The organism is Streptomyces sp. F001 (assembly GCF_004187715.1).
Classification (GTDB): domain Bacteria; phylum Actinomycetota; class Actinomycetes; order Streptomycetales; family Streptomycetaceae; genus Streptomyces; species Streptomyces flavusporus.
Window position 1 is genome coordinate 115128 of the sequence record NZ_QZWF01000013.1, and the last position, 26850, is coordinate 141977.

Consider the following 26850-nt stretch of genomic DNA (forward strand, 5'->3'; position numbering starts at 1 on the left):
CGCGTAAATCCGCCAGTTGGCCTCCGGGCGGAGGTCGTCCGCTCCAGCACGGTCGCGCCGAGGGCGAGCGCCCGCTTCTCCTCGCCCTCGAGGTCGTCCACGTCGAAGTCCAGGTGGAGCTGCTGCGGGCGCTCCTGGCCGGGCCATTCGGGCGCTCGGTAGCCGTCCACCCGCTGGCAGGCCAGCGGCGTCCCCTCGAACCCCTGCACCTCGACCCAGTCGGGATCCTCCGGATCCGCGACCACCCGCCCGCCGAGCAGATCCGCGTAGAACTCCGCGAGCCGTACCGGATCGGCGCAGTCCAGCGCGACCGCCTGCAGCTTTCGAATCACTTCCGACACCCCTCGCTCTTCGGCCGCTTCCGCAACGCCCCTGTACGGGAGGGGTCGTACCCGCCGCGGCGGCGGGCATGCGCGGCGGTACGCCGGACCGCCGCCGCGCTTCAACCTCCTGCTCCCGACCGAAACACTCACTGTCGTATCCGCTGCGCGCCACCCGGCTTGCGCGCCACGAACACGAACTCCCGCCCGGGTCTGTCGGGAGCGTCCCGGATGTCGTCCACCGTGAATCCCGCGTCGAGAAGATCCGCCTCCACCTCCTCGCGTGAGCGGAACCGCAGGGTGGAGTCCGAGGTCAGGCGTGCGCCGTCCGTCGTGAACACGAAGGTCCAGCGGAAGGTCACCAACGGCCCGTCGGCGTCGGTCACTTCGACCCAGTTCTCGACCGCACCGACGCCGGGGACGTCCGTGACGCGGTGGGTGGCGTCCCGGTTCCACTCCTCCCAGGCGCGGCGGGCCGGATCGCGGGTCTCGAAGACCAGGTGTCCGCCCGGTTGCAGGGCGGCGTGGGATGCCCGCAGGGTCGCCCGCCACATCTGCGGGTCGACGATGGCCTGGGCGACGTTGCCGGTCATCGTCGCGAGGTCCGCCTGGAGCGGTGGAAGCGCCGTCGCGTCGCCATGGATCCAGCGGACGCGGTCGCCGCCCGGTTTCGCGCGGGCGACGTCCAGGGAGGCTTGCGCGGGATCGACGCCGACGGCCTCGATGCCGCGGTCGGCCAGCAGCAGCGCGAAAACGCCCGTTCCGCAGCCGATGTCCAGCACCCGGCGTGCGGCGAACTCCCCGGTGATGCCGAGGTAGGCGTCGAGGTCGCTGCGGTCGGAGTCGAGCACGTCGTAGATCGCGGCCAGTCGCGGGTGCCCGAAGATCGCGTCAACCATGCGGCGACGGTAGAGAGGCAGGCGGGGGCGGGCAAGTGGATTACCGGCACTCAGCAGGGTCGGGGACCGGCGCGGCGGTTGACGCTCTAGCTCCGTACTTCGCGGGTCGGTGATTCGTATGGTGTGACCGGTCCGGGGGTGTCCTGGGCCGGTGGTGTGGCGTTGGGTGGGGTGTGACGAAGTCTTCCCGGTCCCCGCGGCCACGGACGGTGCGGCCACGCATGAACTGCGTGGTCAGCGCCGTGGTGGAGAAGCGTCTGGGCGCTCTGCCTGTCGCTGCCGAGTTTCTGCGCCGGCTGGACCTGGCCGGGACCGTCGACCGGTTGTGCCCGGGCCGCGACATCGCTCATGTGACGCATGGCGCGGTCATCGAGACGCTGGTGGCCAACCGGCTGACCGCGCCCGCCCCGCTGTGGCGGGTGGACGACTGGGCCCGCGAGTGGGCGGTGGAGGACGTCTTCGGCATCGAGCCGGAGCTGCTCAACGACGACCGCCTGGGCCGGGCGCTGGACGCCGTCGCCCCGCACCTTCAGGAGATCACCGACAGCGTCGGCGCCCGCGCGATCGGCGAGTTCGGCATCGATGTGTCCACGTTCCACTGGGACATGACGTCCATGTCCCTGCACGGCGCCTACCCGGCCGATGACCAGGACGAGGACTATCCCCAGGTCAGGCACGGGCATCCCAAGGACCGCAGGTACGACCTCAAGCAGATCCAGACCGGCCTGGCGGTGACCGGCGACGGCGGTATCCCGCTGCTGTCGCGCGTCATCGACGGCGGAGCCGCGGAGATCTCCCAGATCACCTCCACCATGAACAGCCTGCGGGCGATAGCAGGGCCCAAGGAGTTCTTGCTGATCGCCGACTCCAAACTCGTCTCCTACCACAACGTCACCGCGCTGATCGCGGCCAGAACGGCGTTCATCGCCCCGGCCCCGGCCTCCATGGTCGACGACGCGGTCTATGCGGCCCTCGACCTCGATGCGGCCACCGTCGTGGACTACGTCCCGGCCCGGGACGAGAACACCCCGGACGACCGGCGGGAGACCTACCGCGTGCTGGAGGACACCCACGTCCTGACGGGACCACGCAAGCGTGACCCCAAGGCAGAAGTCCGCCGGATCCTGGTGCACTCCACCGGCAATGCCAAAGGCCAGCAGCGGGCCCGCGAGAAACGCCTGGCCAAAGCACGCGAAGACCTCGAAAAACTCCAACGAGGCGCCGGCGGGCGCTACTACAACACAGCGGAGAAGGTCACCGCACGCATCGGCGTGATCGCCAAGACCCGGCGGGTGACCGACTGCCTGCGCACGACCGTCACCACCGACACCGCCGGCCGACCCGCCCTGCACTGGCACTTCGACCAGGCCGTGCTCGATGCCGAGGCGGCAGTCGACGGCTGGTACGCGTTGCTGACCACCCTCACCCCCGAACAGGCCGATGCCGCCGAGGTCCTGCGGCGCCACAAAGGCCAGGGTGCCGTCGAGCGCCGCTACGGAAACTTCAAAGGCCCCCTGGCCGTCACCCCGATCTTCGTCCAGGACAACAAGCGCCTCGCCGCACTGGTCACCGTGATCTGCCTGGCCCTGCTGGTGTTCTGCCTGATCGAGCGCCAGGTCCGCCGGGCCCTGGGGGGCGATCAGAAGATGCAGGGCCTGTATCCGGGAAACCAGAGAGTCCGTCCCACGGGACGGATGATCCTCTACCACCTCTCCGGCCTGCGGCTGCGGGTCGGCCATGCCACCGACCCGCCCACCATCGTCATCAGCCGAGGAGTCCAGCTTCATCTCCTCGACCTCCTTGGCCTGGAACCCACACATCCCCGCTGGCCAGAGACCTGAACGAGCTACCCGCGAAGTACGGATCTAGCCGCGATCTGAACGTGGCTCGGCAGTGCCGTCTGAGGGCGTTTCGGGTTTCGTGTGGAGGATGTCGCGGGCCTGCTCCGCGGCGCGGGCGGTGCTCTCGCCGACGAAGTCGAGGAAGCGGGCGATGTTCTCGAAGCGGGCACCGGCCGGGGTGTCGGGGCCGAGGACACCGACGCCCTGCCGGGCGGTCTCGACGATCTGGGCGATGGACCGGGCGCTGGCCATCATCGACTGGTACCAGACGTCGTCGTCGACGACGTAGCGCTCGCGGCGGCGCTCGTCACGCTCCCGGCGGACGAGGCCCTGGCTCTCGAGGAACGCGACCGCTTTGGAGACGGACGCCGGGCTGACCTGGAGGCGCTGGGCGAGTTCGGACGCGGTGAGGCTGCCCGTGTCGGTGAGGGTGATGCAGGCCAGCACCCGGGACATCATCTTGGGCATGCCCGATTGCATGACGACGGTGGTGAACACCTCCTCGTACTCGCGCACCGCCTCGGCGTCGCGTCCGTGCGCCTGCGCGGGCGCCTCCACCCCGCGGGGCACGGTCTGCCTGCGTCGGCGGGTGCGGCGTTCGGTGGCGCGGTGGGCCAGGTCGGCGCGGTAGGCGGTGGGGCCGCCGTTGCGCATCACCTCGCGGGTGACGGTCGAGGTCGGACGGTCCAGGCGTCGGGCGATCTCGGCGTAGGCGAGGCCGTCGGCCAGTCCCAGCACGATCTGCTGGCGTTCCTGCTGGGTGAGTCTGCCTCCGGGCATCGCGGTCTCCTTCGTACTCCTTGCGTGCCTCCACCATAGCGTTCAGCCTCAGTTTATTGCAACGCACAGATTGAAGGCCGTTGCATTACCCTTGAAGCCATTGCAATACTTTCTCGGCTTTCACCTGCACCGATAGGGATTTCGCGCAACACGCTTGTTGTCAGAACACTGAACGCAACGTAGCTTTTCCATAATTCGAAACAACGAGTCGCAGGAGCCCGCGATGCAGAAGTTCGACACCCCCGCCCCGATCTCCGCCGTCCTGGACATCCCCGCTGGACGCATCCGGTTCATCGCCGCAGACCGCGCCGACACCACCGTCGAGGTCCTGCCCGCCACCCCCTCCAAGAGCCGCGACACCAAGACCGCGGAGCAGACCACCGTCGCCTATGCCGACGGCGTCCTGCGGCTCGAGGCCGCACCGGCCAAGAACCAGGCCTTCGGCCCCTCCGGAGCCATCGAGGTGACCATCCAGCTGCCCGCCGGCTCCCGCATCGAGGCCAAGACCGCCGGCGCCGAACTCCGCGGCGTCGGACGCCTCGGCGACATCGTCTTCGACGGCGCATACCGCCAGATCAAGATCGACGAGGCCGCGAGCGTCCGCCTCACCGCGCTCGACGGCGACGTCGAGGTCGGCCGGCTGGGCGGCCCCGCGGAGATCAGCACCACAAGGGGCGACATCCGCATCACCGAGGCCGTGCGCGGCACGGTCGTGCTCCGCACCCAGTCCGGCGACATTTCGGTCGGCGCCGCCGCCGGCGTCTCGGCCGTCCTGGACGCCGGCACCGACTACGGCCGCGTCAGCAACGCCCTCAAGAACGATGGCACCGCCGAACTCGACATCCACGCGACCACCGCCTACGGCGACATCACCGCCCGCAGCCTCTGAGCCTCAAGGAGCTCCCCTCATGACCAACCTGGCCATCGCGGCACACGGGCTGCGCAAGTCCTACGGCGACAAGACCGTGCTCGACGGTATCGACCTGACCGTCCCGGAAGGAACGATCTTCTCCCTGCTCGGCCCGAACGGCGCCGGAAAGACCACCGCCGTCAAGATCCTCTCCACCCTCATCACCGCCGACGCCGGCGACCTGCACGTCGGCGGCCACGACCTGGCCGCCGACCCGCAGGCGGTGCGTGCCGCGATCGGCGTCACCGGGCAGTTCTCCGCCGTCGACGGCCTGATCACCGGCGAGGAGAACATGCTCCTCATGGCGGACCTGCACCACCTGCCCAAGCACGAGGGGCAGCGCACCGCCGCCGAACTGCTGGAGCGCTTCGACCTCGTCGACGCCGCCCAGAAGCCCGCCTCCACCTACTCCGGCGGCATGAAGCGCCGCCTGGACATCGCCATGACCCTGGTCGGCGGTCCGCGGATCATCTTCCTCGACGAGCCGACCACCGGCCTCGACCCCCGCAGCCGCCACAACATGTGGCAGATCATCCGCGAACTGGTCGCCGACGGCGTCACCGTCTTCCTCACCACCCAGTACCTGGAGGAGGCCGACGAACTCGCCGACCGTATCGCCGTGCTCAACAACGGCAAGATCGCCGCCGAGGGCACCGCCGAGAAGCTCAAGCGGCTCATCCCGGGTGGGCACGTGCGGCTCCGCTTCGCCGATCCGGCCGCCTACCAGTCCGCCGCCTCCGCGCTGCGCGAGGTCACCAGGGACGACGAGGCGCTGGCGCTGCAGATCCCCAGCGACGGCACCCAGCGCGAGCTGCGCTCCATCCTCGACCGGCTGGACTCGGCCGGCATCGAGGCGGACGAGCTGACCGTGCACACCCCCGACCTCGACGACGTGTTCTTCGCCCTGACCGGCTCCACCGTGCCGAGCCAGCCCAACGAGCCCAAGGAGGCTGTCCGATGAGCTCCCTCTCCCTCGCCGCACGCGACTGGTCCACGATGCTGCGCCGTAACCTCCTGCACGCGCGGCGCTACCCGTCGCTGACCCTGAACCTGCTGCTGACGCCGGTCATGCTGCTGCTGCTCTTCGTCTACATCTTCGGCGACGTGATGAGCGCGGGCATCGGTGGCGGCGGCGCCGATCGCTCCGAGTACATCGCCTATATCGTCCCGGGCATCCTGATGATGACCATCGGCAGCACCGTGATCGGGGCCGCGGTGTCCGTCTCCACCGATATGGCCGAGGGCCTCATCGCCCGCTTCCGCACGATGGCGATCCACCGCGGCTCCGTGATCATCGGGCACGTCGTCGGCAGCGTGCTGCAGGTGCTCGCCAGCCTGGTCCTCGTCGGTGCCGTCGCCGTGGCCATCGGCTTCCGGTCCACCGGCGCCACGGCCGTGGAGTGGCTGGCGGCGTTCGGGCTGCTCGCGCTCTTCGCGCTGGCGCTCACCTGGATCGCGGTCGGGATGGGCATGGCCAGCCCGAACGCCGAGGCGGCCAGCAACATGGCCATGCCGCTGATCCTCCTGCCGCTCATCTCGAGCGCCTTCATCCCGGCCGACACGATGCCGGGCTGGTTCCAGCCGATCGCCGAGTACCAGCCGTTCACGCCGGCCATCGAGACCCTGCGCGGCCTGCTGCTCGGCACCGAGATCGGCAACAACTGGTGGATCGCGATCGCCTGGTGCGTCGGCCTGTCCGCGCTCGGCTACCGCTGGTCGATGGCGTTGTTCAACCGCGGCCCGAAGTAACTGCCATGACAGCGCGGGCCGCCTCCCGCACCTCGTCCCGCCCCAGGGCGGCGTACTCCGACACCGCGTCGGTGTACGCCGCCCTTTCCGCGTCATCGCCATCAGGCACTCAGCCCCGTCCCGCCGTGTCCGATTCCTTCAAGACCCCGCCTCCCGGTGCCTCCTACGGTGGCCCCATGAGTCCACGATTCGATGCCATCGGCCTGGTCGTCTCCGACATGGCCGCCTCTGTTGCCTTCTACCGTCGTCTTGGGTTCGCGTTCCCCGAGGGTGCCGAGGAGCAGCCGCACGCCGAGGCCGAACTGCCCGGCGGGCTGCGGCTGTTGCTGGACAGCGAGGAGAGCGTGCGGTCCTTCCATCCCGGGTGGCAGCCGCCCGTCGGGGGCGGCCGGGCCTCGCTCGCGCTGCTGTGCGACGGGCCCGGTGAGGTCGACGCGGTGTACGAGGAGATGGTGGGTGCCGGCTACCGGGGCGAGCTCAAGCCGTGGGACGCCTTCTGGGGTCAGCGCTACGCCGTCCTGAACGACCCGGACGGAGGCGGGGTCGACCTGTTCGCGCCGCTGCCGTCAGCCGGCGAGTAGCTCGCCCAGCGTGGTTCCCGCCAACTCCCGTACGTCCCGGGCCAGGTGGGCCTGGTCCGCGAATCCGGCCCGGGTCGCCGTGTCCGCGAAGGGCACGCCCTGCCGTGCCAGCGTCAGCGCCCGTTGCAGCCGCAGTACGCGGGCCAGCGTCTTCGGGCCGTAGCCGAACGCGGCCAGTGAGCGGCGGTGCAACCGGCGTGCGCCGACGCCGAGTTCGTCGGCCGTGGCGGCGACCGGGCGGCCCGCGTCCAGGGCCGCGACGACCTGCCGCAGCAGGGGGTCGGGCGGCTCGGCGTCGGCCGCGAGACGCAGGGCCACGTCCTCCAGCCCGCCGGCCGGATCGGCGGCCGCGTTCACGCGTGCGGTGAGCTGCCGTGCGCGCGCGGCCGGCCACAGGTCGGCAAGCTCGACGCGCCGGTCGCGGACCTCGTACGCGGGCATCCCCAGGAGGGTGGGCGCGGTGCCCGGGTAGAAGCGGACACCCGCCCAGGGCCCAGCCGTGCCCTCGGTGACGTACGCGTGTGTGTCCGGGCCGGCGACGAGCAGCCTGCCGTCGTTCCAGAGCAGGTCCATGCAGCCGTCGGGCAGGACCCGCCCCGCACCGGACCCGGTCGGCGTGTTCGTCCACACCACCGCCCCGCTCACCCTGGACGCCCGCTCCGCGTACACGTACGCCAGACTACGACGCCCCCGGGGCCTGTCCGGCGACCCCGACGATCTGCGCTCCCCGCGTCCGGTGTTCCTGCGGGCTCACCCCGTACACCCGTTTGAAGGCGTTGGACAGGGCGAAGGCGCTGCCGTAGCCGACCTGGCGGGCGATCGCCTCCAGGGTGTCGTCGGAGTCGCGCAGCCGGTCGGCGGCGAGGGCGAGGCGCCAGCCGGTGAGGTAGGCCATGGGGGGTTCGCCGACCAGGTCGGTGAAGCGGCGGGCCAGCGCGGCCCGCGACACCCCGGCCTTGACGGCGAGCGACGCCACGGTCCACGGGTGGGCGGGGTCGTCCTGGACGAGGCGCAGCACCCGGCCCACGGCCGGGTCCGCCAACGCCCGGTACCAGGCGGGGGCCTCGGCCTCGGGCCGGGAGAACCAGGCCCGCAGCGCGGCGATGACCAGCAGGTCCAGCAGCCGGTCCAGGACGACCTCCTGGCCCGGTTCGTCGCGCACGATCTCCTCCATGAGCAGCGGCGTGAGCGGGCAGCGCCACACGTCGGAGGGCAGGGACAGCAGCGGGGGCAGGGCGTCCAGCAGCCGGCCGCTGATCTCGCCCCGCCAGAGGTAGGTGCCGATCAGCATGACGGCCGAGCCGTCGAGGCGGTCGCCCCAGGTGCGGACGCCCAGGTCCATGGAGCCGCGCAGGGAGCGGCCGTCGGGGTAGCGGCACTCGGCGCCCGGCAGGATCAGCGCCTGCGGCGGCGTGCCGGGGTCGTCGGCGCAGGTGTAGGGGGCGGGGCCGCGGGCGATGGCGAGGTCGCCGGCCCGCAGCCGCACCCGCTCCCCCGTGTCCGGGACGACCCAGGCGTCGCCGCGCACCATCAGCATCACCGTCAGCGGCGCCTGGTCCTCCACCCGGACGGCCCACGGCGGATCGAAGCACGCCCGGATCATGAAGGCGCCCCGCGCGCGGGGACCCTCCAGGAGACCTGCGAGTGCATCCATGCGGCCAGCGTAGATGTGCACGTATGGGAATGAGCCGTTCAGCGATGGGCCCGTACCGCACTGCGGCAGTTCACTGGACTCATGACACGGAAAACGGACATGACGGTGGTAGTGACCGGTGCGTCCGGTCGTACGGGCAGCCGGGTCGCCCGGGCCGTGCAGGCCGCCGGGCTGACGGTGCGGCCCGCCACGCGCGCCCAGGGCTTCGACTGGGCGGACCGGTCGACGTGGGCGCAGACGCTGCGGGGCGCCGACGCGGCGTATCTCGTCCACCCCGGGGACGTCGGTTCGGCGGCGGCCACGCGGGCGGTCGGGCTGCTCGCGCACGAAGCGGTCTCGCTCGGCGTACGGCGGCTGGTGCTGCTGTCGGCGCGCGGCGAGGAGCAGGCGCGGCCGACCGAGGAGGCGCTGCGGGAGTCGGCCGCGGACTGGACGGTCGTACAGGCGGCGTGGTTCATGCAGAACTTCAGCGAAGGGCCGCTGGTGGAGGGGTTGCGGCTGGGCGGGGAGCTGGTGTTCCCCGGTGGTGAGGTGCGCGAGCCGTTCATCGATGTGCGGGACATCGCCGACGTGGTGGTGGCGGTGCTGCTGGCGGGTGACCGGTACGTGGGGAAGGCGGTCGACGTGTCCGGGCCGCGGCTGCTGACGTTCGGGGAGGCGGTCGCGGAGATCGCGAAGGCGACCGGGCGCGAGCTGACGTACAGGCCCGTCCCGCCGCGTGCGTACGGCGAGCACCTGGCCGGACTCGGTGTGCCGGACGAGGAGGTCGAGCTGCTCGTGGAGGTGTTCGAGACGCTGCTCGACGGGCGGAACTCGCATCTGTCGGACGGCGTCCAGCGGGTGCTGGGGCGCGAGCCGCGCGACTTCGCGGAGTTCGCCGCCGAGGCCGCGGCGGCGGGGACGTGGAGGGCCTGAGCGCCCAGCGGCCCTACTCCTGCGGCGGCGTCTCCCCGCCCCCCTTGTGCGTGCTCTTGACCTGTGTGCGCAGGCGGGAGGTCACGTCCTCCGGCGGGAGGAAGCGGGACCAGCGCTCCGGGAACTCGGACGGCATGTCGGGGTCGTCCGGGTCCGGGTCGTGCTCGCGGGCCGCGGCCGCGCGGGCGACGTACTCGGCGACCTGCGCCTCGCGCATCCGCTCGTTGGCGGCGCGGGCGGCGGCCGTGGCGGCGGCGGGCCAGACCCGGTCGATGGCCGCGTTGACGGCGGCACCGACGAGGACGGCGAAGGCGGACACGCCGATCCACAGCAGCACGGCGACGGCGGCGGCGAGGGAGCCGTAGATCGTCGCGCCCTCGATGGTGTTCGTCAGGTAGATCCGCAGCAGGAAGCTGCCCAGCACCCACATGGCGAGGGCGACCAGGGCGCCGGGGACGTCCTCCACCCAGGGCGAGCGCACCGGCACCGACACGTGGTAGAGCGTGGTCAGGAAGGCGATGGACAGCACGATCACCACGGGCCAGTACAGGACCTGCACGACCGTCGTCGACCACGGCAGGATCCGCACCACCGCGTCGGGGCCGGCCACCATCAGCGGCAGCGCGACCGAGCCGATCAGCAGGGCCGCCAGGAACAGCAGGAACGCCACCAGGCGGGTCCTGACGATCCCGCGGACCCCGTCGAGGCCGTACATCACGGTGATGGTGTCGATGAAGACGTTCACCGCGCGCGAGCCGGACCACAGGGCGAACAGGAAACCTATGGAGATGACGTCGGGGCGGCCGCCCTTCATCACGTCGTCCAGGATCGGCTGCGCGATCTGGGTCACGCCCTTGTCGGACAGGACGGTGCGCGAGGCCTCCAGGAGGTTGGCCTCCAGGCTGGAGATCGTGTCGGTGCCGGTCCAGTCGTCGACGTAGCCGAGCAGGCCGATCAGGCTGAGCAGCAGCGGCGGCACGGACAGCAGGGTGAAGAACGCGGCCTCGGCGGCCAGACCGAGAATGCGGTACTCGATGCAGGAGTTGACGGTGTCCTTGAGCAGCAGCCAGGCGGTCCTGCGCTTGGAGACGTTCCGGTAGAGGGCACGCGCCCGGTGGAGACGGCCGGACGGCGCGGGGGATTCACTTGCTGGCTGCACAAACCAAAGGTATCCGCCGTGCGGGGCCCGGTTCACCCTGGTGGGACGGTGGGCCGAGGGCTGCCGTGTCCGCGGGGTGACCCCGCCCGTACCGCGCGGTAGGTTCGCACACATGGCACGCAGCACCCACACCGTGACCAACCAGCCCCCACCGCTCGTCGGCTACGACGTCTTCACCGCCGACCGTGCCCTGGTGGCCGCCGTCGAACGGCACCTCGACCCGACCCTGCTCGACGAGGTCCTCGGCGAGCTGGCGGCGCTCGGGCGGACCGCCGGGTCGGCGCAGGTGCAGGAGTGGGGGGTGCTGGCCAACGAGCACCCGCCGAGGCTGCGCACCCATGACCGCTACGGCCACCGGATCGACGAGGTCGACTTCCATCCGGCCTGGCACCGGCTGCTCGGCAAGGGCGTCGCGGCGGGCCTGACCGCGGCCTGGGCGCGGCCCGGCGGGCATGTGCGGCGGGCGGCCGGGTTCCTGGTCTGGTCGCAGGTCGACGCGGGCAACGGCTGCCCGCTGTCGATGACGCACGCCGCGGTGCCCGCCCTGCGCGCGGATCCCGAGCTGGCCGCCGAGTGGGAGCCGCGGCTGACGTCGATGGTCTACGACCGTGAGCTGCGGCCCGCCGGCCAGAAGGCCGGGGTGCTGTTCGGGATGGGCATGACGGAGAAGCAGGGCGGCAGTGACGTCCGCGCCAACACGACCGTCGCCCGGCCCCTTGCTCAGGACGGGACGTACGAGCTGACCGGGCACAAGTGGTTCTGCTCGGCGCCGATGTCGGACGGGTTCCTGGTGCTGGCCCAGGCGCCGGGCGGGCTGACCTGCTTCCTGGTGCCGCGGGTGCTCCCCGACGGCACCCGCAACGTGTTCCTCCTGCAGCGGCTGAAGGACAAACTGGGCAATCGGTCCAACGCGTCGAGCGAGGTCGAGTTCGACGGGACCTGGGCGCGCCGGGTCGGCGACGAGGGGCGCGGGGTGCGGACCATCATCGGGATGGTGGCGGCGACCCGGCTCGACTGTGTGCTCGGCTCGGCGGGTCTGATGCGGCAGGCGGTCGCGCAGGCGATCCACCACTGCACGTACCGCGAGGCCTTCGGCGGAAAGCTGATCGACGCACCGCTGATGCGCAACGTTCTGGCCGATCTTGCGCTCGAGTCGGAGGCGGCGACGACGCTCGCGCTGCGGCTCGCGGCCGCCTACGACGACGGAGGCGAGCAGGAGCGCGCGTTTCTGCGGCTGGCGGTGCCGGCCGCCAAGTACTGGGTGACCAAGCGCTGTACGCCGGTGGCGGTGGAGGCGGCCGAGTGCCTGGGTGGCAACGGGTACGTGGAGGATTCGGGGCTGCCCCGGCTGGTGCGTGAGTCGCCGCTGAACTCGATCTGGGAGGGCGCGGGCAATGTCCAGGCGCTGGATGTGCTGCGGGCGTTGCAGCGCGAGCCCGCCGCGCTGAACGCCTGGCTGACCGAGGTCGGCAAGGCGCGCGGCGCGGACCACCGGCTGGACGGCGCGATCAAGAACCTGCTGACGGAACTCGCCGACCTGGAGGGCATCGAGGCACGGGCGCGACGGATCGTCGAGCGGCTCGCGGTGGTGCTGCAGGGCTCACTGCTCGTGCGGTACGCGCCTCCGGAGGTCGCCGACGCGTTCTGCGCCTCGCGGCTGGGCGGCGACTGGGGCAGCGCGTTCGGGACGCTGCCGCACACCCTGGACCTGAGGTCGGTGGTGGCCCGGGCGCAACCGCTTTCGTGAACTCAGACGTGCGAGCACGTCAGCAGGGGTGGTGCTGCGCCGACACGGCACCACCCCTGCCCACCTGGCCTGCTCGAGGCCATGAGCGCCGCACGGGCGACGTCGCTCAAGTTTCAATCACCGTACTGCTGTTCACCAGGGTTGCAAGGGGTTGCAACTTTCCGATCTCGGTGACCGGAGTGTGCCCCTCCGTCACCAATGGGCGGCAGTATGGGACGGACCATCAGGGCGCGACCGGAAACCGCGGCCCGCAGGGGTCGACACCGGTCGCACACCAGAGGTCGATCCCGGGAGAACTCAGTGACGCGGTCGCCGATCAACGTGACGCAGCTCGCCACCGTCGACGCGACGCGGGCGGCACGGGTGCTCAGCGAGATGCGCGAGGCCGCCCTCTCCGGAGAGCGCACCCACCTCGCTCCCCGGCCGGTCATCGGGGAGTCCTGGGGGCGAATGCAGCGCAGCGGGGTGGACCCGGAGCACGACTTCAGATCCGGGCTGCTGTCGCCGGAGGAGATCCGGCGGCGCCGCGAGGAGTCCCCGCTGCGCCATGTACTGCCGGTGCTCAGGGAGGGGCTGGTGTCGGTCGCGGACACCGCTCACCACATCATGGTGGTCGCCGACGCGGAGGGCCGGGTGCTGTGGCGCGAGGGCAGTTCGGCGGTGCTGCGCAAGGCGGACGGGCTGGGGTTCCTGCTCGGCGCCGACTGGCGGGAGAACGTCGTCGGCACCAACGGGGTGGGCACCCCGGTGGTGGTACGGCAGCCCGTGCAGGTGTTCGCCGCGGAGCACTTCGTGCGCTCGCACGCCTCCTGGACCTGCGCCGGCGCTCCCATCACGGATCCGCGGGACGGCCGGCTGATCGGCGTGGTGGACGTCAGCGGCCCGCTGGAGACGATGCATCCGGCCACCCTCGCCTGGGTCGATTCGGTGGCCAAGCTCGCCGAGGCGCGGCTGCGGGAACTGCATCTGAGTGCGCTGGAGCGGCTGCGCGCGGTGGGCGCGCCGGTGCTCGCCCGGCTGGCCGGCCGTGCGCTGGTGGTGGACCGGGACGGCTGGACCGCGACGGTCACCGGGATGCCGTACACCAGCCGGATCGGGTTGCCCAAGTCGCTGTCGGCGGGCCGCCGATGGCTGCCGGCGCTCGGGCTGTGCACGGTGGAGCCGCTCGCCGAGGGCTGGCTGGTGCGGGCGGCCGACGAGCCGGTGCCGCCCGGGGCCACCCGGATCGTGCTGGACCTGGGACAGCCGCGCCGCTGGTCGGTGACGGTGTCCGGCAGCGCGGGTTCCTGGACGCACGAACTGAGTCCGCGGCACAGCGAGTTGCTGTTCCTGCTGGCCCAGCACCCGGCCGGCCGCAGCGCCGCGCAGCTCGCGCAGGACATGTGCGGCGATCCGGCCCGCACGGTGACGGTGCGTGCCGAGTTGTCGCGGGTCCGGCGGTACCTCGGGAGTTTTCTGGAACACCGGCCGTACCGTTTCCGTGAGGGTGTGGAGATCGAGGTGATCCTGCCGTCCGACCCGCGCGAGCTGCTGCCGCACTCGACCGCACCGGCGGTGGTCCGGGCCCGGGCGTCGGCAACCGTGCCCTGACCTGCGGCGACCATGCTCCGACCCGAGGGTGCGTCGGTACGGTCACAAGGCGGTATCTTCCGCGGAATTACGGGGTCTTCGTCCACGACGCCGGTGACCTGCCGTAGCATCCCCTACGGGTCACCCCACCTGCTCCTGGACCAACGCACGGATCACCAGGTGCAGTTGGCCCGCCTCGGGAGGACGGATGAAGCATCGCGGCAGACACCGCCGACGCAAGCAGGGCCGGGCACTGCGGGCGTTCCTGGCCGGGACCGCCCTCGCGCTCACCGGCGCCGCCACCCTGATCAGCACCTCCCAGGCCACGGTCAGCGCCGATCCGGGCGCCCTGAAACCGCTCCCTTCCGACGTCTCGCTCGAGGCACTGCGCCTCCACGAGGAACCGCTCCCGTCGCCGGCCTCGGCAGCGGGCGGCACCGTCGGGGTCGGCACCGTCCTCGCGGACGCCGACCACGCCCTGCGCCCCGCAGCCGACTGCACCGGCGCCGAGCGCCGTGCGCTGCCCGTCTCGCCCGCCGCCACCCGCGCCCACTGCTGGGCCGGGGACGACACCGAGGGGTGGCGGCCGGGCGCGGTCACCACCTCCGGGGACGCCGACGACGACGGCCGCTGGGGCGCGAACCGGGTGATCCTCTCCGGCTGGAGCGACCACAGGGGCGCCGCCCGGGTTGCCTTCGTCGATGCGAACGACCCCGGCCGGCTCTCCTACACCTGGGCGCTGCTCGCCGTCCCCGCCGCCGACGGCCGCGACAACCGCCCACTCCTGTCGCCGCTGTCCGGCATGGTCTGGTACCAGGACAAGCTGCTGGTCACCGGCGACGAGGGGCGCGCCCTGTACGTGTACGACCTGGACCGCATCCAGCGCACCACCACCGACACCGACGACGCCACGACCGACCGGACACCCGGCGGCCCGGCGGCACGCGGCATCGGATACGTGCTGCCCGCCGTCGGCTCGTACCGCCTGCCGGGCGGGACCCGTATGGGCGGCCTCTCCCTGGACCGCAGCACCACGCCGGACAGCCTGGTCGCGAGTGAGTCGGTACCGGCGGGCGACGACCGGCCGACCCGGCTGTGGCGCTACTCCCTCAGCGACGACCCGTCGGGCGCCGGACTCCTGACCACCGGCCCCTACGAGGCCTACGAGACGAAGGCGACCGGCGTCCGGGGCGTGCTCTCCTACCGCGACCGGTGGTACCTGGCCCGCGCGGCCGGTGAGCACGACGGGCACGGGACGCTGTGGCGGCAGGACCCGGGCGGCGCGCAGGCGGCGCGGTGCGGAACCGACGAGACGTATCAGTGCTGGAGCGGCCCCGCGCAGTCGCTGTCCCACTGGGAGGAGACCGGCGAGGTCTGGTCGCAGTCGGGGCGGGTACTGTTCTCGCTGCCCTTGCACACGATCGACAGGGCGATGGACTAGCTGGGCCGATCGACAGGGCACCGGACCGGATGATTCCCTGTCCGGCATGACGAACATCCCCGTGACCACCTGGTCCCTGGAGCAGAGCACACCCACCGACCTGCTCCCGGCCGCCGCTCCGGAGGGCGACATACGCATCGTCCGCGCCGAGGTGCCCTCGCCCGAGTTCAGCCGTTTCCTGTACGCGTCCGTCGGCGGCGACATCCGCTGGACCGACCGGCTCGGCTGGACCTACGCGCAGTGGCGGGAGTACCTGGACCGGCCCGGGGTGGAGACCTGGGTGGCCTACGACCGGGGCACGCCCGCCGGGTACGTCGAACTGGAGCCGCAGGACGACGGGGTGGTGGAGATCGTCTACTTCGGGCTGGTTCCCGCCTTCCGCGGGCGCCGCATCGGCGGACACCTGCTGTCGTACGGCACCGCGCGCGCCTGGGACCTGGCGGACCGCTGGCCGGGCCTGGCGTCGACGAAGCGGGTGTGGCTGCACACCTGCAGCAAGGACGGCGAGCACGCGATGGACAACTACCTGCGCCGCGGCTTCCAGCTCTTCGACACCAAGGTCGAGGAGGAGCCGGACGTGGCCACGCCCGGCCCCTGGCCCGGCGCATACCCTGTCTGACCTGGCCCGACAAGACGGCGTTCGCGCCATGTGAGCGACGACACCCTTGTTCCGGAATCCGAGACAAGGGTGTCCGTATGATGGACGAAGCTGGACTCTGTCCAGATCGCCATGACACGCTTCCGTCATGTCTGGAACTGGAATTGCCTTGGTGAGTCGGCGGCACGTCGACCTCGGCCGCATGTCCAGCGCCATCTGTCCGGCGAGCTGAGACCTCTCCAGCAACGCCGTTCTCCCCCCTTTGTCTGCCCCTGCGCAACGATGCGCCCGTATGCCCCCATGCGCCCGTACGCGCAGGTCAGAGCCGCTTCCCAGCCTGCCCCGAAGGACCTATAACCATGGCCGCCACCCCGCAAGATCCTGCCGCCGCGACTTCCCGCCGCAAGGTGAGCCGTCACCGCGGCGAGGGGCAGTGGGCCGCGGGGCACTTCACCCCGCTCAACGGCAACGAGCAGTTCAAGAAGGACGACGACGGTCTCAATGTGCGGACACGCATTGAGACGATCTACTCCAAGCGCGGCTTCGACTCCATCGACCCCAACGACCTGCGCGGCCGGATGCGCTGGTGGGGTCTGTACACCCAGCGCAAGCCCGGGATCGACGGCGGCAAGACCGCGATCCTGGAGCCGGAGGAGCTGGACGACGAGTACTTCATGCTGCGGGTGCGCATCGACGGCGGGCGGCTCACCACCCAGCAGCTGCGGGTGATCGGGGAGATCTCGCAGGAGTTCGCGCGCGGCACGGCCGACATCACCGACCGGCAGAACGTCCAGTACCACTGGATCCGGATCGAGGACGTGCCCGAGATCTGGAACCGCCTGGAGGCGGTCGGCCTGTCCACCACCGAGGCCTGCGGTGACACGCCCCGCGTCGTCCTCGGCTCGCCGGTCGCCGGTATCGCCGCCGACGAGATCATCGACGGCTCCCCGGCCATCGAGGAGATCCAGCGCCGGATCATCGGCAACAAGGCCTTCTCGAACCTGCCCCGCAAGTTCAAGTCCGCGATCTCCGGCTCGCCGCTCCTCGACGTGGCGCACGAGATCAACGACATCGCGTTCGTCGGCGTCGACCACCCCGAGCACGGCCCCGGCTTCGACCTGTGGGTCGGCGGCGGCCTGTCCACCAACCCGAAGATCGGCGTCCGGCTCGGCGCCTGGGTGCCGCTGGACGAGGTCCCGGACGTCTACGAGGGCGTCATCTCGATCTTCCGCGACTACGGCTACCGGCGCCTGCGTACGCGCGCCCGCCTGAAGTTCCTCGTCGCCGACTGGGGCGCGGAGAAGTTCCGGCAGGTGCTGGAGGACGAGTACCTCAAGCGCAAGCTGGTCGACGGGCCCGCGCCCGCCCAGCCCGTGGAGCGCTGGCGCGACCACGTCGGCGTGCACCGGCAGAAGGACGGCCGCTACTACGTCGGTTTCGCCCCGCGCGTCGGCCGGGTCGACGGCACCACCCTGACGAAGATCGCCGACTTGGCGGAGGCACACGGCTCGGGCCGGGTCCGCACCACGGTCGAGCAGAAGATGATCGTGCTCGACGTGGACGAGTCGCAGGTCGACTCCCTGACCGAGGGCCTGGAGGCGCTGGACCTCACGGTGCAGCCCTCGCCGTTCCGGCGCGGCACCATGGCCTGCACCGGCATCGAGTACTGCAAGCTCGCCATCGTCGAGACCAAGGCGCGCGGTGCCTCCCTGATCGACGAACTGGAGCGCCGGATCCCGGACTTCGACGAGCCGATCACCATCAACATCAACGGCTGCCCGAACGCCTGCGCCCGTATCCAGGTGGCGGACATCGGTCTCAAGGGGCAGCTGGTCATGAACGACCAGGGCGAGCAGGTCGAGGGCTACCAGGTGCACCTGGGCGGCGCCCTCGGCCTGGAGGCCGGTTTCGGCCGCAAGGTGCGCGGTCTGAAGGTCACCGCGCAGGAGCTGCCCGACTACGTCGAGCGCGTCCTGAAGCGCTTCCAGGCGGAGCGCGAGGAAGGCGAGCGGTTCGCGACCTGGGCGGCCCGCGCCTCCGAGGAGGCCCTCTCATGAGTGAGCGTGCCGCGCCCTTCTACTGCCCCTACTGCGGCGACGAGGACCTGCGTCCCAGCGAACAGGGCCACGGCGCCTGGGAATGCGCGGCGTGCAACCGCGCCTTCCAGCTGAAGTTCCTCGGGCTGCTGGCCCGCGGGCTCCAGCACGACCCAACGGGAGGGGACCCGACATGACGACGGCTCAGGAAGACCGAGCGACCCAGGAGTTGAAGGATCTCGCCGAGCAGGCCGGCCGCGAACTGGAGGACGCCTCCGCACTGGAGATCCTCCAGTGGGCCGCCGACACTTTCGGCAAGCGGTTCTGCGTGACCTCCTCGATGGAGGACGCGGTGGTCGCCCACCTCGCCTCCCGCGCGATGCCCGGAGTCGACGTCGTCTTCCTCGACACCGGCTATCACTTCGAGGAGACCATCGGCACCCGGGACGCGGTCGAGGCCGTGATGGACGTCAACGTCATCACCCTCACCCCACGCCAGACGGTCGCCGAGCAGGACGCCGAGTACGGCCCGAAGCTGCACGACCGGGACCCCGACCGGTGCTGCTTCCTGCGCAAGGTCCAGCCGCTGGAGCAGGGCCTGCGCGGCTACGACGCCTGGGCGACCGGACTGCGCCGCGACGAGTCCCCGACCCGGGCGAACACCCCGGTCGTCGCGTGGGACGAGAAGCGCCAGAAGGTGAAGATCTCCCCCATCGCCCGCTGGACCCAGGACGACGTGGACGCCTACGTCGCCGAACACGGCGTCCTCACCAACCCTCTGCTGATGGACGGATACGCCTCCATCGGCTGCGCCCCCTGCACCCGCCGGGTCCTCGAGGGCGAGGACGCGCGGGCAGGCCGCTGGGCCGGGCGGGCCAAGACCGAGTGCGGGCTGCACGGATGACGACCACTGACCCCCAGGAGAACCACGTGACGACCGGAGCCACCGTCTGGCTCACGGGTCTGCCGAGTGCCGGCAAGACCACGATCGCGTACGAGCTGGCCGGCCGGCTGCGCGAAGAGGGCCACCTCGTCGAGGTGCTCGACGGAGACGAGATCCGCGAGTTCATCTCGGCGGGCCTCGGCTTCAGCCGCGAGGACCGGCACACCAACGTGCAGCGCATCGGCTTCGTCGCCGAGCTGCTCGCCCGCAACGGCGTCAAGGCGCTCGTCCCGGTGATCGCGCCGTACACCGACAGCCGTGACGCGGTGCGCAAGCGGCACCAGACGAACGGCACGGCGTATGTCGAGGTGCACGTGGCGACTCCGGTCGAGGTGTGCAGCGAGCGCGACGTGAAGGGCCTGTACGCCAAGCAGGCCGCGGGCGAGCTCAAGGGACTCACCGGCGTCGACGACCCGTACGAGGAGCCCGAGTCGCCCGACCTGCGGATCGAGTCGCAGAACCAGACCGTGCAGGAGTCCGCGGCGTCGGTGTACGCCCTGCTCAGCGAAAGGGGACTGGCATGACGACCGTCGCCACGATCGAGGAGGGCACGGACACCCCGTACGCCCTCTCGCATCTGGACGCCCTGGAGTCCGAGGCGGTGCACATCTTCCGGGAGGTGGCGGGCGAGTTCGAGCGGCCGGTGATCCTGTTCTCCGGCGGCAAGGACTCCATCGTCATGCTGCATCTGGCGCTGAAGGCGTTCGCGCCCGCGCCGGTGCCCTTCTCGCTGCTGCACGTCGACACCGGGCACAACTTCCCCGAGGTCCTCGACTACCGCGACCGTGTGGTGGCCGCACATGGGCTGCGCCTCCATGTGGCCTCTGTACAGGACTACATCGACCGCGGGGTGCTCAAGGAGCGCCCGGACGGCACCCGTAACCCGCTGCAGACCCTTCCCCTGACGGAGAAGATCCAGAGCGAGAAGTTCGACGCGGTGTTCGGCGGCGGGCGCCGGGACGAGGAGAAGGCCCGGGCCAAGGAGCGGGTGTTCTCGCTGCGGGACGAGTTCTCCCAGTGGGACCCGCGCCGCCAGCGCCCCGAGCTGTGGAACCTGTACAACGGCCGGCACGCCCCCGGCGAGCACGTCCGCGTCTTCCCGCTGTCCAACTGGACCGAGCTGGACGTCTGGCAGTACATCGCCCGCGAGGAGATCGAGCTGCCGGAGATCTACTTCGCGCACGAGCGTGAGGTCTTCCAGCGGAGCGGCATGTGGCTGACCGCCGGCGAGTGGGGCGGCCCCAAGGAGGGCGAGACCGTCGAGAAGCGGCAGGTCCGCTACCGCACGGTCGGCGACATGTCCTGCACCGGCGCCGTCGACTCCGACGCCGACACCATCGAGAAGGTGATCGCCGAGATCGCCGCCTCCCGCCTGACCGAGCGGGGCGCCACCCGGGCCGACGACAAGCTGTCCGAGGCCGCGATGGAAGACCGCAAGCGCGAGGGGTACTTCTAAGCATGAGCACGATCACGACCGAGGAACTCTCGGCCACCACCCTGCTGCGGTTCGCCACCGCGGGCTCCGTCGACGACGGCAAGTCCACCCTCGTCGGCCGGCTGCTGCACGACTCCAAGTCGGTCCTCGCCGACCAGCTGGAGGCCGTGGAGCGCGCCTCGGCGAGCCGCGGCCAGGAGGGCCCGGACCTCGCGCTGCTCACGGACGGTCTGCGCGCCGAGCGCGAGCAGGGCATCACCATCGACGTGGCCTACCGCTACTTCGCCACCCCGCGCCGCCGGTTCATCCTCGCCGACACCCCCGGCCATGTGCAGTACACCCGCAACATGGTCACCGGCGCCTCGACCGCCGAACTGACCGTGATCCTCGTCGACGCCCGCAACGGCGTCGTCGAGCAGACCCGCCGGCACGCCGCCATCGCCGCCCTGCTGCGCGTCCCGCATGTCGTCCTCGCCGTCAACAAGATGGACCTCGTCGGCTACGAGGAAAAGGTGTTCGCGGCGATCGCCGAGGAGTTCACGGCGTACGCCACGGAACTGGGCGTCCCCGAGGTGACCGCGATCCCGATCTCGGCGCTGAACGGCGACAACGTCGTGGAGCCGTCCGCGAGCATGGACTGGTACGGCGGCCCCACCGTCCTGGAGCACCTGGAGACCGTCCCGGTCGCGCACGACCTGGCGCACTGCCACGCCCGTCTGCCCGTGCAGTACGTGATCCGGCCGCAGACCGCCGAGCACCCGGACTACCGTGGCTACGCGGGCCAGATCGCGGCCGGTGCGTTCCACGTCGGCGAGCAGATCACGGTCCTGCCCTCCGGCCGCTCGACGAAGATCTCCGGCATCGACCTGCTGGGCAAGCCCGTCGACGTCGCCTGGACCACGCAGTCGGTGACCCTCCTGCTGGAGGACGACATCGACATCTCCCGCGGCGACCTGATCGTGCCCAGCAAGGACGCGCCGCCGACCACGCAGGACATCGAGGCGACCGTCTGCCATGTCGCCGACGCCCCGCTCACCGTCGGCCACCGGGTCCTGCTCAAGCACGGCACCCGCACGGTCAAGGCGATCGTCAAGGACATCCCGTCCCGGCTCACGCTCGACGACCTGTCCCTGCACCCGCACCCGGGGCAGCTCGTCGCCAACGACATCGGCCGGGTGAAGATCCGCACCGCCGAGCCGCTGCCGGTCGACTCCTACGCCGACTCGCGGCGCACGGGCTCGTTCATCCTGATCGACCCGGCGGACGGCACCACGCTGACCGCGGGCATGGTCGGCGAGTCCTTCGCCTCCCCGGAGCCGGTCCGGGACGAGAGCGAGGACGACGGGTGGGACTTCTGATCATGAACTCCACGGACTACTTCTCCACGTTCGCGAAGGAGGGCGGGCGCGTCGGCAGTGGCGCCCTCGGCAGCGGGCAGGGCGGGGTGGCGCGATGTGCGTGATGTGCGCGATGCCGCACGCGCCCCGGACGCGCCGCCGAAAACCTGCCGACCTCCCGGCCACGACCTGACAGACCGTGACCCGCCGGGCCGACGAGAGGACCACCTCCCGTGCCTGCCACCACCGCCCTCCGCCGCACTCTCGCGGCAATAACCGCACTCCCTCTCCTCGCGCTCGCCGGCTGCGGCTACGGCTCCCAGGCGCAGGACGACACCAAGCAGCAGGTCGTCGCCGGGGCGAAGAAGATCGACGGTCTCGACAGCGTGAAGATCGGCTACTTCGGCAATCTCACCCACGCGACCGCGCTGGTGGGCCAGAACGAGGGGCTGTTCCAGAAGGAACTGGGCGGAACGAAGGCGGAGTACGCGACCTTCAACGCCGGTCCCTCCGAGATCGAGGCGCTCAACTCGGGGTCCATCGACATCGGCTGGATCGGCCCGTCCCCGGCGATCAACGGATACCTCAAGTCGGGCGGCAAGAACCTGCGGATCATCGGCGGTTCGGCGTCGGGCGGCGTGAAGCTGGTGGTCAACCCCGAGAAGATCAGGACCCTGGACGACGTCAAGGGCAAGAAGATCGCGACCCCGCAGCTCGGCAACACGCAGGACGTGGCGTTCCTCAACTGGATCGCCGAGCGGGGCTGGAAGGTCGACGCGGAGAGCGGCCAGGGCGACGTCTCGGTCGTCCGCACCGACAACAAGATCACGCCGGACGCCTACACGTCGGGCTCCGTCGACGGCGCGTGGGTGCCGGAGCCGACCGCGTCCAAGCTGGTCGCCGAGGGCGCGAAGGTGCTGCTCGACGAGGCCGACCTGTGGCCCGACAAGAAGTTCGTGATCACGAACATCATCGTGTCGCAGTCGTTCCTGAAGGATCACCCGAAGGCCGTCGAGGCGGTGCTGCGCGCGTCCGTGAAGACCAACGCGTGGATCAACGCCAACCCGGACCAGGCCAAGGCCTCCGCGAACGCCCAGCTCAAGGTGGACTCGGGCAAGGAGCTGCCGGCCGAGGTGCTCGACCCGGCGTGGGAGTCCATCCACATCACCGACGACCCCCTCGCCGCCACCCTCGACACCGAGGCCGAGCACGCAGTCAAGGCCGGACTGCTGGACCAGCCCGACCTGAACGGCATCTACGACCTCGCCCCGCTCAACAAGGTCCTCGCCGCCGAGGGCAAGCCGACCGTCGACGACGCCGGTCTCGGCGCCCAGTAACCCCAAGCCCCGTTGAGTTCCCAGGAGGTGACGACCATGGCAACCGCCCTCGCCAAGGCCGCCGACGCCGGTACGTCGGTCGAGTACTCCGCACGCATCGAGCATGTCTCGAAGTCCTTCGCCGGCCCCGCCGGGCAGCAGCTCGTCCTCGACGACATCACGCTCGATGTCGCGCCGGGTGAGTTCGTCACCCTCCTGGGCGCCTCGGGCTGCGGCAAGTCGACGCTGCTCAACCTGGTGGCGGGCCTGGACCGGCCGACCGCCGGTGACATCACGACCGACGGCCGGCCTGCCCTGATGTTCCAGGAGCACGCCCTGTTCCCGTGGCTGACCGCGGGCAAGAACATCGAGCTCGCCCTGAAGCTGCGCGGCACGCCCAAGGCGGAGCGCCGTGGCCGCGCCGAGGAGCTGCTGGCGCTGGTCCGGCTGCAGGGGGCGTACGGCAAGCGGGTGCACGAACTGTCCGGCGGTATGCGCCAGCGTGTGGCGCTGGCCCGTGCGCTCGCCCAGGACAGCAGGCTGCTGCTGATGGACGAGCCGTTCGCGGCGCTGGACGCGATCACCCGTGACGTGCTGCACGACGAACTGACCCGGATCTGGCGCGAGACGGGGCTGTCGGTGCTGTTCGTGACGCACAACGTGCGCGAGGCGGTCCGGCTCGCCGAGCGTGTCGTCCTGCTCTCCTCCCGTCCCGGTCGCGTGGCCCGGGAGTGGCGGGTGGACATCCCGCAGCCGCGCCGTATCGAGGACGCCGCCGTGGCGGAGTTGTCCCGGGAGATCACCGAAGAACTGCGTGGGGAGATCCGCCGCCATGGCCAGCACTGACACGCCCGCCGTCAAGGACGGCAACGACCTGGCCGGGCTCGAGGCGGGCCTGGACGCCCTGGAGACGGTCCAGACGAGCCGTACGCCGTTCCGTACGACCTTCACGCAGAAGATCGTGCCGCCGGTCACCGCCGTCGTGCTGGTGCTGCTGGTGTGGCAGGCGCTGGTCTCGTTCAACATCGTCGACGACCCGAGCAAGCTGCCCTCCCCCGGGGACGTGTGGGGCGAGGTCGAGGACGCCTGGCTGCAGGGCACGCTCCTGGACTACATCTGGACCAGCGTCTCGCGCGGTCTGCTGGGCTTCCTGATGGCGCTGGCGATCGGCACGCCGCTGGGCCTGCTGGTGGCCCGGGTGAGGTTCGTACGGGCCGCGATCGGGCCGATCCTGTCGGGTCTGCAGTCGCTGCCGTCCGTGGCGTGGGTGCCTCCGGCCGTGATCTGGCTCGGCCTGAACAACTCGATGATGTACGCGGTGATCCTGCTCGGCGCCGTCCCGTCCATCGCCAACGGCCTTGTCTCCGGCGTCGACCAGGTGCCGCCGCTGTTCCTGCGGGCGGGCCGCACGATGGGCGCGACGGGCCTGAGGGGCACCTGGCACATCGTGATGCCGGCCGCGCTGCCCGGCTATCTGGCCGGCCTGAAGCAGGGCTGGGCGTTCTCCTGGCGGTCGCTGATGGCCGCCGAGATCATCGCGTCCTCGCCGGAACTCGGTGTGGGGCTCGGCCAGTTGCTGGAGAACGGCCGCAACACCAGCTCCATGTCCATGGTGTTCCTCGCCATCCTGCTGATCCTGGTCGTCGGCATCGCGATCGACCTGCTGATCTTCAGCCCGCTGGAGCGGCGGGTGCTGCGCAGCCGCGGCCTGTTGGTGAAGAGCTGATCCCCGTGCGCAACCCGGTCCTCCTCGTCATCGCCCACGGCAGCCGCGACCCGCGGCACGCCGCGACCGTGCACGCCCTCGTGCGGCGGGTACGGACGCTGCGGCCGGGGCTGCGCGTGGAGACCGGTTTCCTGGACTTCAACGTCCCGTCCGTGCAGCGCGTGCTGGAGTCTCTCGCAGCGGAGGGTGTCCGCGATGTCGTGGCCCTTCCGCTCCTGCTGACCCGGGCGTTCCATGCGAAGGCCGACATCCCGGCGGTCCTGCGGGACGCGCCGCGGCAGCTCCGGATCCGCCAGGCGGAGGTGCTGGGTCCCTCCCCGCTGCTGCTGTCGGCGCTCGAACGGCGGCTGTACGAGGCGGGCCTGACGCCGGCCGACAAGCCCTCGACCGGGGTCGTGCTGGCCTCGGCGGGCTCCACCGACCCGGAGGCGATCGCAGTGATCGCAGAAATCGCGCGGGAGTGGCGGCACACCGGTTGGTGCGCCGTGCGACCTGCGTTCGCCTCCGCTGGTTCTCCCGCGGGGTTCCCCCGCACCGAGGACGCGGTACGGGAACTGCGCGCGCTCGGCTGCCGGCGCATCGCCGTCGCCCCGTACGTCCTGGCCCCCGGTTTCCTGCCGGACCGCATCGCGCGGGGCGCGGCCGAGGCGGACGTACTCGCCGATGTCCTCGGCCCGGCGCCGGAGGTGGCACGGGTGCTGCTGGAACGGTACGACGGGGCGCGGACGCCGCTGCGGGCGGCGGTCGGCGCGTAGGCGCTCCGCTTGAGTGCCGCGCCATGTCGTCTGTCATCTGCGGCGCCGTCGTGGCTGGTCGCGCGCACGCGGCGGAGCCGCATATCGGCACAGCCCCGCGCCCCTTCAGGGCGCGGCACTCGACCCACCCGGCCTGCGGACGGTCACCCTGCCGTCGGCTCGGTGAGTTCCACCAGCTTGACGACCGTGTTCCAGTTCCGGGTCGTGGCGATCACGCCCTTGTTCAGCCGCGGTCTCGCCAGGTACTCGCCGAGCTTGGACCGGCCGAGGCCGTTCGGTGCGTACAGGTACAGGGCGCGGTCGCCGAGCCGGAACTCCTCGGGGAGGAAGGCCTCCTGGTCGATCTCCGCGAAGCGTTCGGCGTCGACGGGCGCGGAGAAGTACGTGACGTGGAGCTGCTTGGCTTCCAGATCGGCGGCCGGGAAGGGACAGGCCTCGGCTGTCGCCTTCAGGTAGGCGTGGTCCCGCACGATCACCTCGACCGCGAAGCCGAACTTCCGCTCGACGGCCCGGGTGAGCTCGGCGGCCAGGGACTCCGCGTCGCCGTGCTCGCTCGTGAACACGGCCTGACCGCTCTGCAGATACGTGCGCACGCTGTCGTGACCGAGGCTTTCCATCAGGGTGCGCAGATCGGCCATCGGGACCTTCTTGGCGCCGCCCACGTTGATTCCCCGCAGCAGCGCCGCATACGTCGTCGTCACCCGCACCACCCTAGGGCCTGTCCGGCGGATCAGGCCGGAATCGCGGGGCCTGGCACGCCCATCTGCGGCGTTGTCGTCGGTCGTTGGAGCCGGCCCGATCCGCCGGACAGGCCCTAAGCGGCCGTCGTGCCCCGTGGGGGCGGGCACGACGGCCGCGTCCCTGTGGTGCGGGCTGCGCGAAACTCTGGCCGATGGGCGGGCCCGGATCAACACCTACACGCACCTGTGACTTGTTCAACAAGGTTTCGTAATCACAAACGGTGCGAAGGGGATCCCTGATCGCCGACCCCGACATCTCCCGATGGATGTAGGGGGCCGCTGTCCTCCCCAGTGCTGAGAGGAGGGAGGCCGTCGGGAGGACCCGGGCGTCCGGCACTTCACCGGGCAGCACGACGAGATGGCTTTATCCGGCCCATACCTTCGAAGCGAAAGGTGGCG

At 71.1% G+C, this 26850-nt stretch carries 27 protein-coding genes and 1 pseudogene; 21 read left to right on the forward strand and 7 right to left on the reverse strand.

Translation table 11 applies throughout. From position 1 onward, the window contains the following. Together StrepF001_RS32460 and StrepF001_RS32465 are read right to left on the reverse strand one after the other, a co-directional pair. A pseudogene (locus StrepF001_RS32460) lies at window positions 1-332 on the reverse strand (VOC family protein); the annotation flags it as partial. Between the two features lie 137 nt (window positions 333-469). Continuing rightward, on the reverse strand, window positions 470-1219 hold the full coding sequence (locus StrepF001_RS32465) for a class I SAM-dependent methyltransferase (protein WP_129801754.1): 750 nt from the start codon (window positions 1217-1219) through the stop codon (window positions 470-472). A gap of 221 nt (window positions 1220-1440) precedes the next feature. Between StrepF001_RS32465 and StrepF001_RS46585 the strand changes: the two genes are divergently transcribed. Continuing rightward, window positions 1441-3060, forward strand: a complete 1620-nt coding sequence (locus StrepF001_RS46585; protein ID WP_206306827.1) for an IS1634 family transposase — start codon at window positions 1441-1443, stop codon at window positions 3058-3060. A gap of 24 nt (window positions 3061-3084) precedes the next feature. Here StrepF001_RS46585 and StrepF001_RS32475 read toward each other — a convergent pair whose 3' ends face one another. Further along, window positions 3085-3840 (reverse strand): helix-turn-helix domain-containing protein, encoded by a 756-nt coding sequence (locus tag StrepF001_RS32475; protein ID WP_129801755.1) that lies wholly within the window; start codon window positions 3838-3840, stop codon window positions 3085-3087. 223 nt (window positions 3841-4063) lie between these two features. On the opposite strand from StrepF001_RS32475, the gene StrepF001_RS32480 reads away from it, so the two are divergent. The 4 genes from StrepF001_RS32480 (at window position 4064) to StrepF001_RS32495 (ending at window position 7080) form a co-directional block, all read left to right on the forward strand. After that, the gene (locus StrepF001_RS32480) at window positions 4064-4729 is read left to right on the forward strand and encodes a DUF4097 family beta strand repeat-containing protein (protein WP_129801756.1); all 666 of its coding nucleotides are present in this window, start codon (window positions 4064-4066) and stop codon (window positions 4727-4729) included. Window positions 4730-4748: 19 nt separating this feature from the next. Further along, window positions 4749-5711, forward strand: a complete 963-nt coding sequence (locus StrepF001_RS32485; protein ID WP_129801757.1) for an ATP-binding cassette domain-containing protein — start codon at window positions 4749-4751, stop codon at window positions 5709-5711. Beyond that, window positions 5708-6499 (forward strand): ABC transporter permease, encoded by a 792-nt coding sequence (locus StrepF001_RS32490; RefSeq protein WP_129801758.1) that lies wholly within the window; start codon window positions 5708-5710, stop codon window positions 6497-6499. Before StrepF001_RS32485 ends, StrepF001_RS32490 begins: the two co-directional genes overlap by 4 nt. Before the next feature lie 176 nt (window positions 6500-6675). Further along, window positions 6676-7080 carry a VOC family protein gene (locus StrepF001_RS32495; protein ID WP_129801759.1) on the forward strand — a complete coding sequence of 135 codons (405 nt, stop codon included), beginning with the start codon at window positions 6676-6678 and terminating at the stop codon, window positions 7078-7080. On the opposite strand, the gene StrepF001_RS32500 is transcribed toward StrepF001_RS32495, so the two are convergent. Further along, window positions 7066-7749, reverse strand: a complete 684-nt coding sequence (locus StrepF001_RS32500) for a helix-turn-helix transcriptional regulator (RefSeq protein ID WP_129801760.1) — start codon at window positions 7747-7749, stop codon at window positions 7066-7068. The two genes, StrepF001_RS32495 and StrepF001_RS32500, sit on opposite strands and share 15 nt — an antisense overlap. Window positions 7750-7759: 10 nt before the next feature. After that, complete coding sequence (locus tag StrepF001_RS32505) at window positions 7760-8734, reverse strand: AraC family transcriptional regulator (RefSeq protein ID WP_129801761.1); 975 nt, start codon at window positions 8732-8734, stop codon at window positions 7760-7762. Window positions 8735-8815: 81 nt separating this feature from the next. Here StrepF001_RS32505 and StrepF001_RS32510 point away from each other — a divergent pair, with 81 nt between their 5' ends. Further along, window positions 8816-9649 carry an NAD(P)H-binding protein gene (locus StrepF001_RS32510; protein WP_129801762.1) on the forward strand — a complete coding sequence of 278 codons (834 nt, stop codon included), beginning with the start codon at window positions 8816-8818 and terminating at the stop codon, window positions 9647-9649. Between the two features lie 13 nt (window positions 9650-9662). Here the strand turns inward: StrepF001_RS32510 and StrepF001_RS32515 are convergent, their stop codons facing one another. Beyond that, the gene (locus StrepF001_RS32515; protein WP_129801763.1) at window positions 9663-10808 is read right to left on the reverse strand and encodes a YihY/virulence factor BrkB family protein; all 1146 of its coding nucleotides are present in this window, start codon (window positions 10806-10808) and stop codon (window positions 9663-9665) included. Between the two features lie 112 nt (window positions 10809-10920). On the opposite strand from StrepF001_RS32515, the gene StrepF001_RS32520 reads away from it, so the two are divergent. The 15 genes from StrepF001_RS32520 (at window position 10921) to StrepF001_RS32590 (ending at window position 25711) form a co-directional block, all read left to right on the forward strand. Continuing rightward, the gene (locus StrepF001_RS32520) at window positions 10921-12555 is read left to right on the forward strand and encodes an acyl-CoA dehydrogenase family protein (protein WP_129801764.1); all 1635 of its coding nucleotides are present in this window, start codon (window positions 10921-10923) and stop codon (window positions 12553-12555) included. A gap of 300 nt (window positions 12556-12855) precedes the next feature. After that, complete coding sequence (locus StrepF001_RS32525; RefSeq protein ID WP_129801765.1) at window positions 12856-14145, forward strand: GAF domain-containing protein; 1290 nt, start codon at window positions 12856-12858, stop codon at window positions 14143-14145. A gap of 187 nt (window positions 14146-14332) precedes the next feature. Beyond that, a complete protein-coding gene (locus StrepF001_RS32530; RefSeq protein ID WP_129801766.1) occupies window positions 14333-15565 on the forward strand; it encodes a hypothetical protein in 1233 nt (410 codons plus the stop codon). A gap of 46 nt (window positions 15566-15611) precedes the next feature. Next, on the forward strand, window positions 15612-16184 hold the full coding sequence (locus StrepF001_RS32535) for a GNAT family N-acetyltransferase (RefSeq protein WP_129801767.1): 573 nt from the start codon (window positions 15612-15614) through the stop codon (window positions 16182-16184). Window positions 16185-16311: 127 nt separating this feature from the next. Next, on the forward strand, window positions 16312-16395 hold the full coding sequence (locus StrepF001_RS50190; protein WP_309486338.1) for a putative leader peptide: 84 nt from the start codon (window positions 16312-16314) through the stop codon (window positions 16393-16395). A gap of 127 nt (window positions 16396-16522) precedes the next feature. Beyond that, the gene (locus tag StrepF001_RS32540) at window positions 16523-18220 is read left to right on the forward strand and encodes a nitrite/sulfite reductase (protein ID WP_129801768.1); all 1698 of its coding nucleotides are present in this window, start codon (window positions 16523-16525) and stop codon (window positions 18218-18220) included. Next, window positions 18217-18396 (forward strand): hypothetical protein, encoded by a 180-nt coding sequence (locus StrepF001_RS32545; protein ID WP_129801769.1) that lies wholly within the window; start codon window positions 18217-18219, stop codon window positions 18394-18396. Before StrepF001_RS32540 ends, StrepF001_RS32545 begins: the two co-directional genes overlap by 4 nt. Further along, window positions 18393-19103: a phosphoadenylyl-sulfate reductase gene (locus StrepF001_RS32550; protein WP_129801770.1), complete on the forward strand. Its 711-nt coding sequence runs from the start codon at window positions 18393-18395 to the stop codon at window positions 19101-19103. The genes StrepF001_RS32545 and StrepF001_RS32550 overlap by 4 nt, the downstream gene beginning before the upstream one ends. A 26-nt stretch (window positions 19104-19129) precedes the next feature. Further along, the gene (cysC, locus tag StrepF001_RS32555; RefSeq protein ID WP_240797782.1) at window positions 19130-19666 is read left to right on the forward strand and encodes an adenylyl-sulfate kinase; all 537 of its coding nucleotides are present in this window, start codon (window positions 19130-19132) and stop codon (window positions 19664-19666) included. Further along, entirely contained in the window at window positions 19663-20598 is a 936-nt protein-coding gene (gene cysD / locus StrepF001_RS32560) for a sulfate adenylyltransferase subunit CysD (RefSeq protein WP_129801772.1), read from the forward strand. Before cysC ends, cysD begins: the two co-directional genes overlap by 4 nt. Window positions 20599-20600: 2 nt before the next feature. After that, entirely contained in the window at window positions 20601-21935 is a 1335-nt protein-coding gene (locus StrepF001_RS32565; RefSeq protein WP_129801773.1) for a GTP-binding protein, read from the forward strand. Between the two features lie 212 nt (window positions 21936-22147). Then, window positions 22148-23251, forward strand: a complete 1104-nt coding sequence (locus tag StrepF001_RS32575; protein WP_129801775.1) for an aliphatic sulfonate ABC transporter substrate-binding protein — start codon at window positions 22148-22150, stop codon at window positions 23249-23251. A 36-nt stretch (window positions 23252-23287) separates the two neighbouring features. Beyond that, window positions 23288-24076 (forward strand): ABC transporter ATP-binding protein, encoded by a 789-nt coding sequence (locus StrepF001_RS32580; protein ID WP_129801776.1) that lies wholly within the window; start codon window positions 23288-23290, stop codon window positions 24074-24076. After that, window positions 24063-24956 carry an ABC transporter permease gene (locus tag StrepF001_RS32585; protein WP_129801777.1) on the forward strand — a complete coding sequence of 298 codons (894 nt, stop codon included), beginning with the start codon at window positions 24063-24065 and terminating at the stop codon, window positions 24954-24956. The genes StrepF001_RS32580 and StrepF001_RS32585 overlap by 14 nt, the downstream gene beginning before the upstream one ends. 5 nt (window positions 24957-24961) lie before the next feature. Then, window positions 24962-25711, forward strand: a complete 750-nt coding sequence (locus tag StrepF001_RS32590; RefSeq protein WP_129801778.1) for a sirohydrochlorin chelatase — start codon at window positions 24962-24964, stop codon at window positions 25709-25711. A gap of 143 nt (window positions 25712-25854) precedes the next feature. On the opposite strand, the gene StrepF001_RS32595 is transcribed toward StrepF001_RS32590, so the two are convergent. Continuing rightward, complete coding sequence (locus StrepF001_RS32595) at window positions 25855-26412, reverse strand: DUF1697 domain-containing protein (RefSeq protein ID WP_129801779.1); 558 nt, start codon at window positions 26410-26412, stop codon at window positions 25855-25857. Window positions 26413-26850 lie beyond the last annotated feature (438 nt).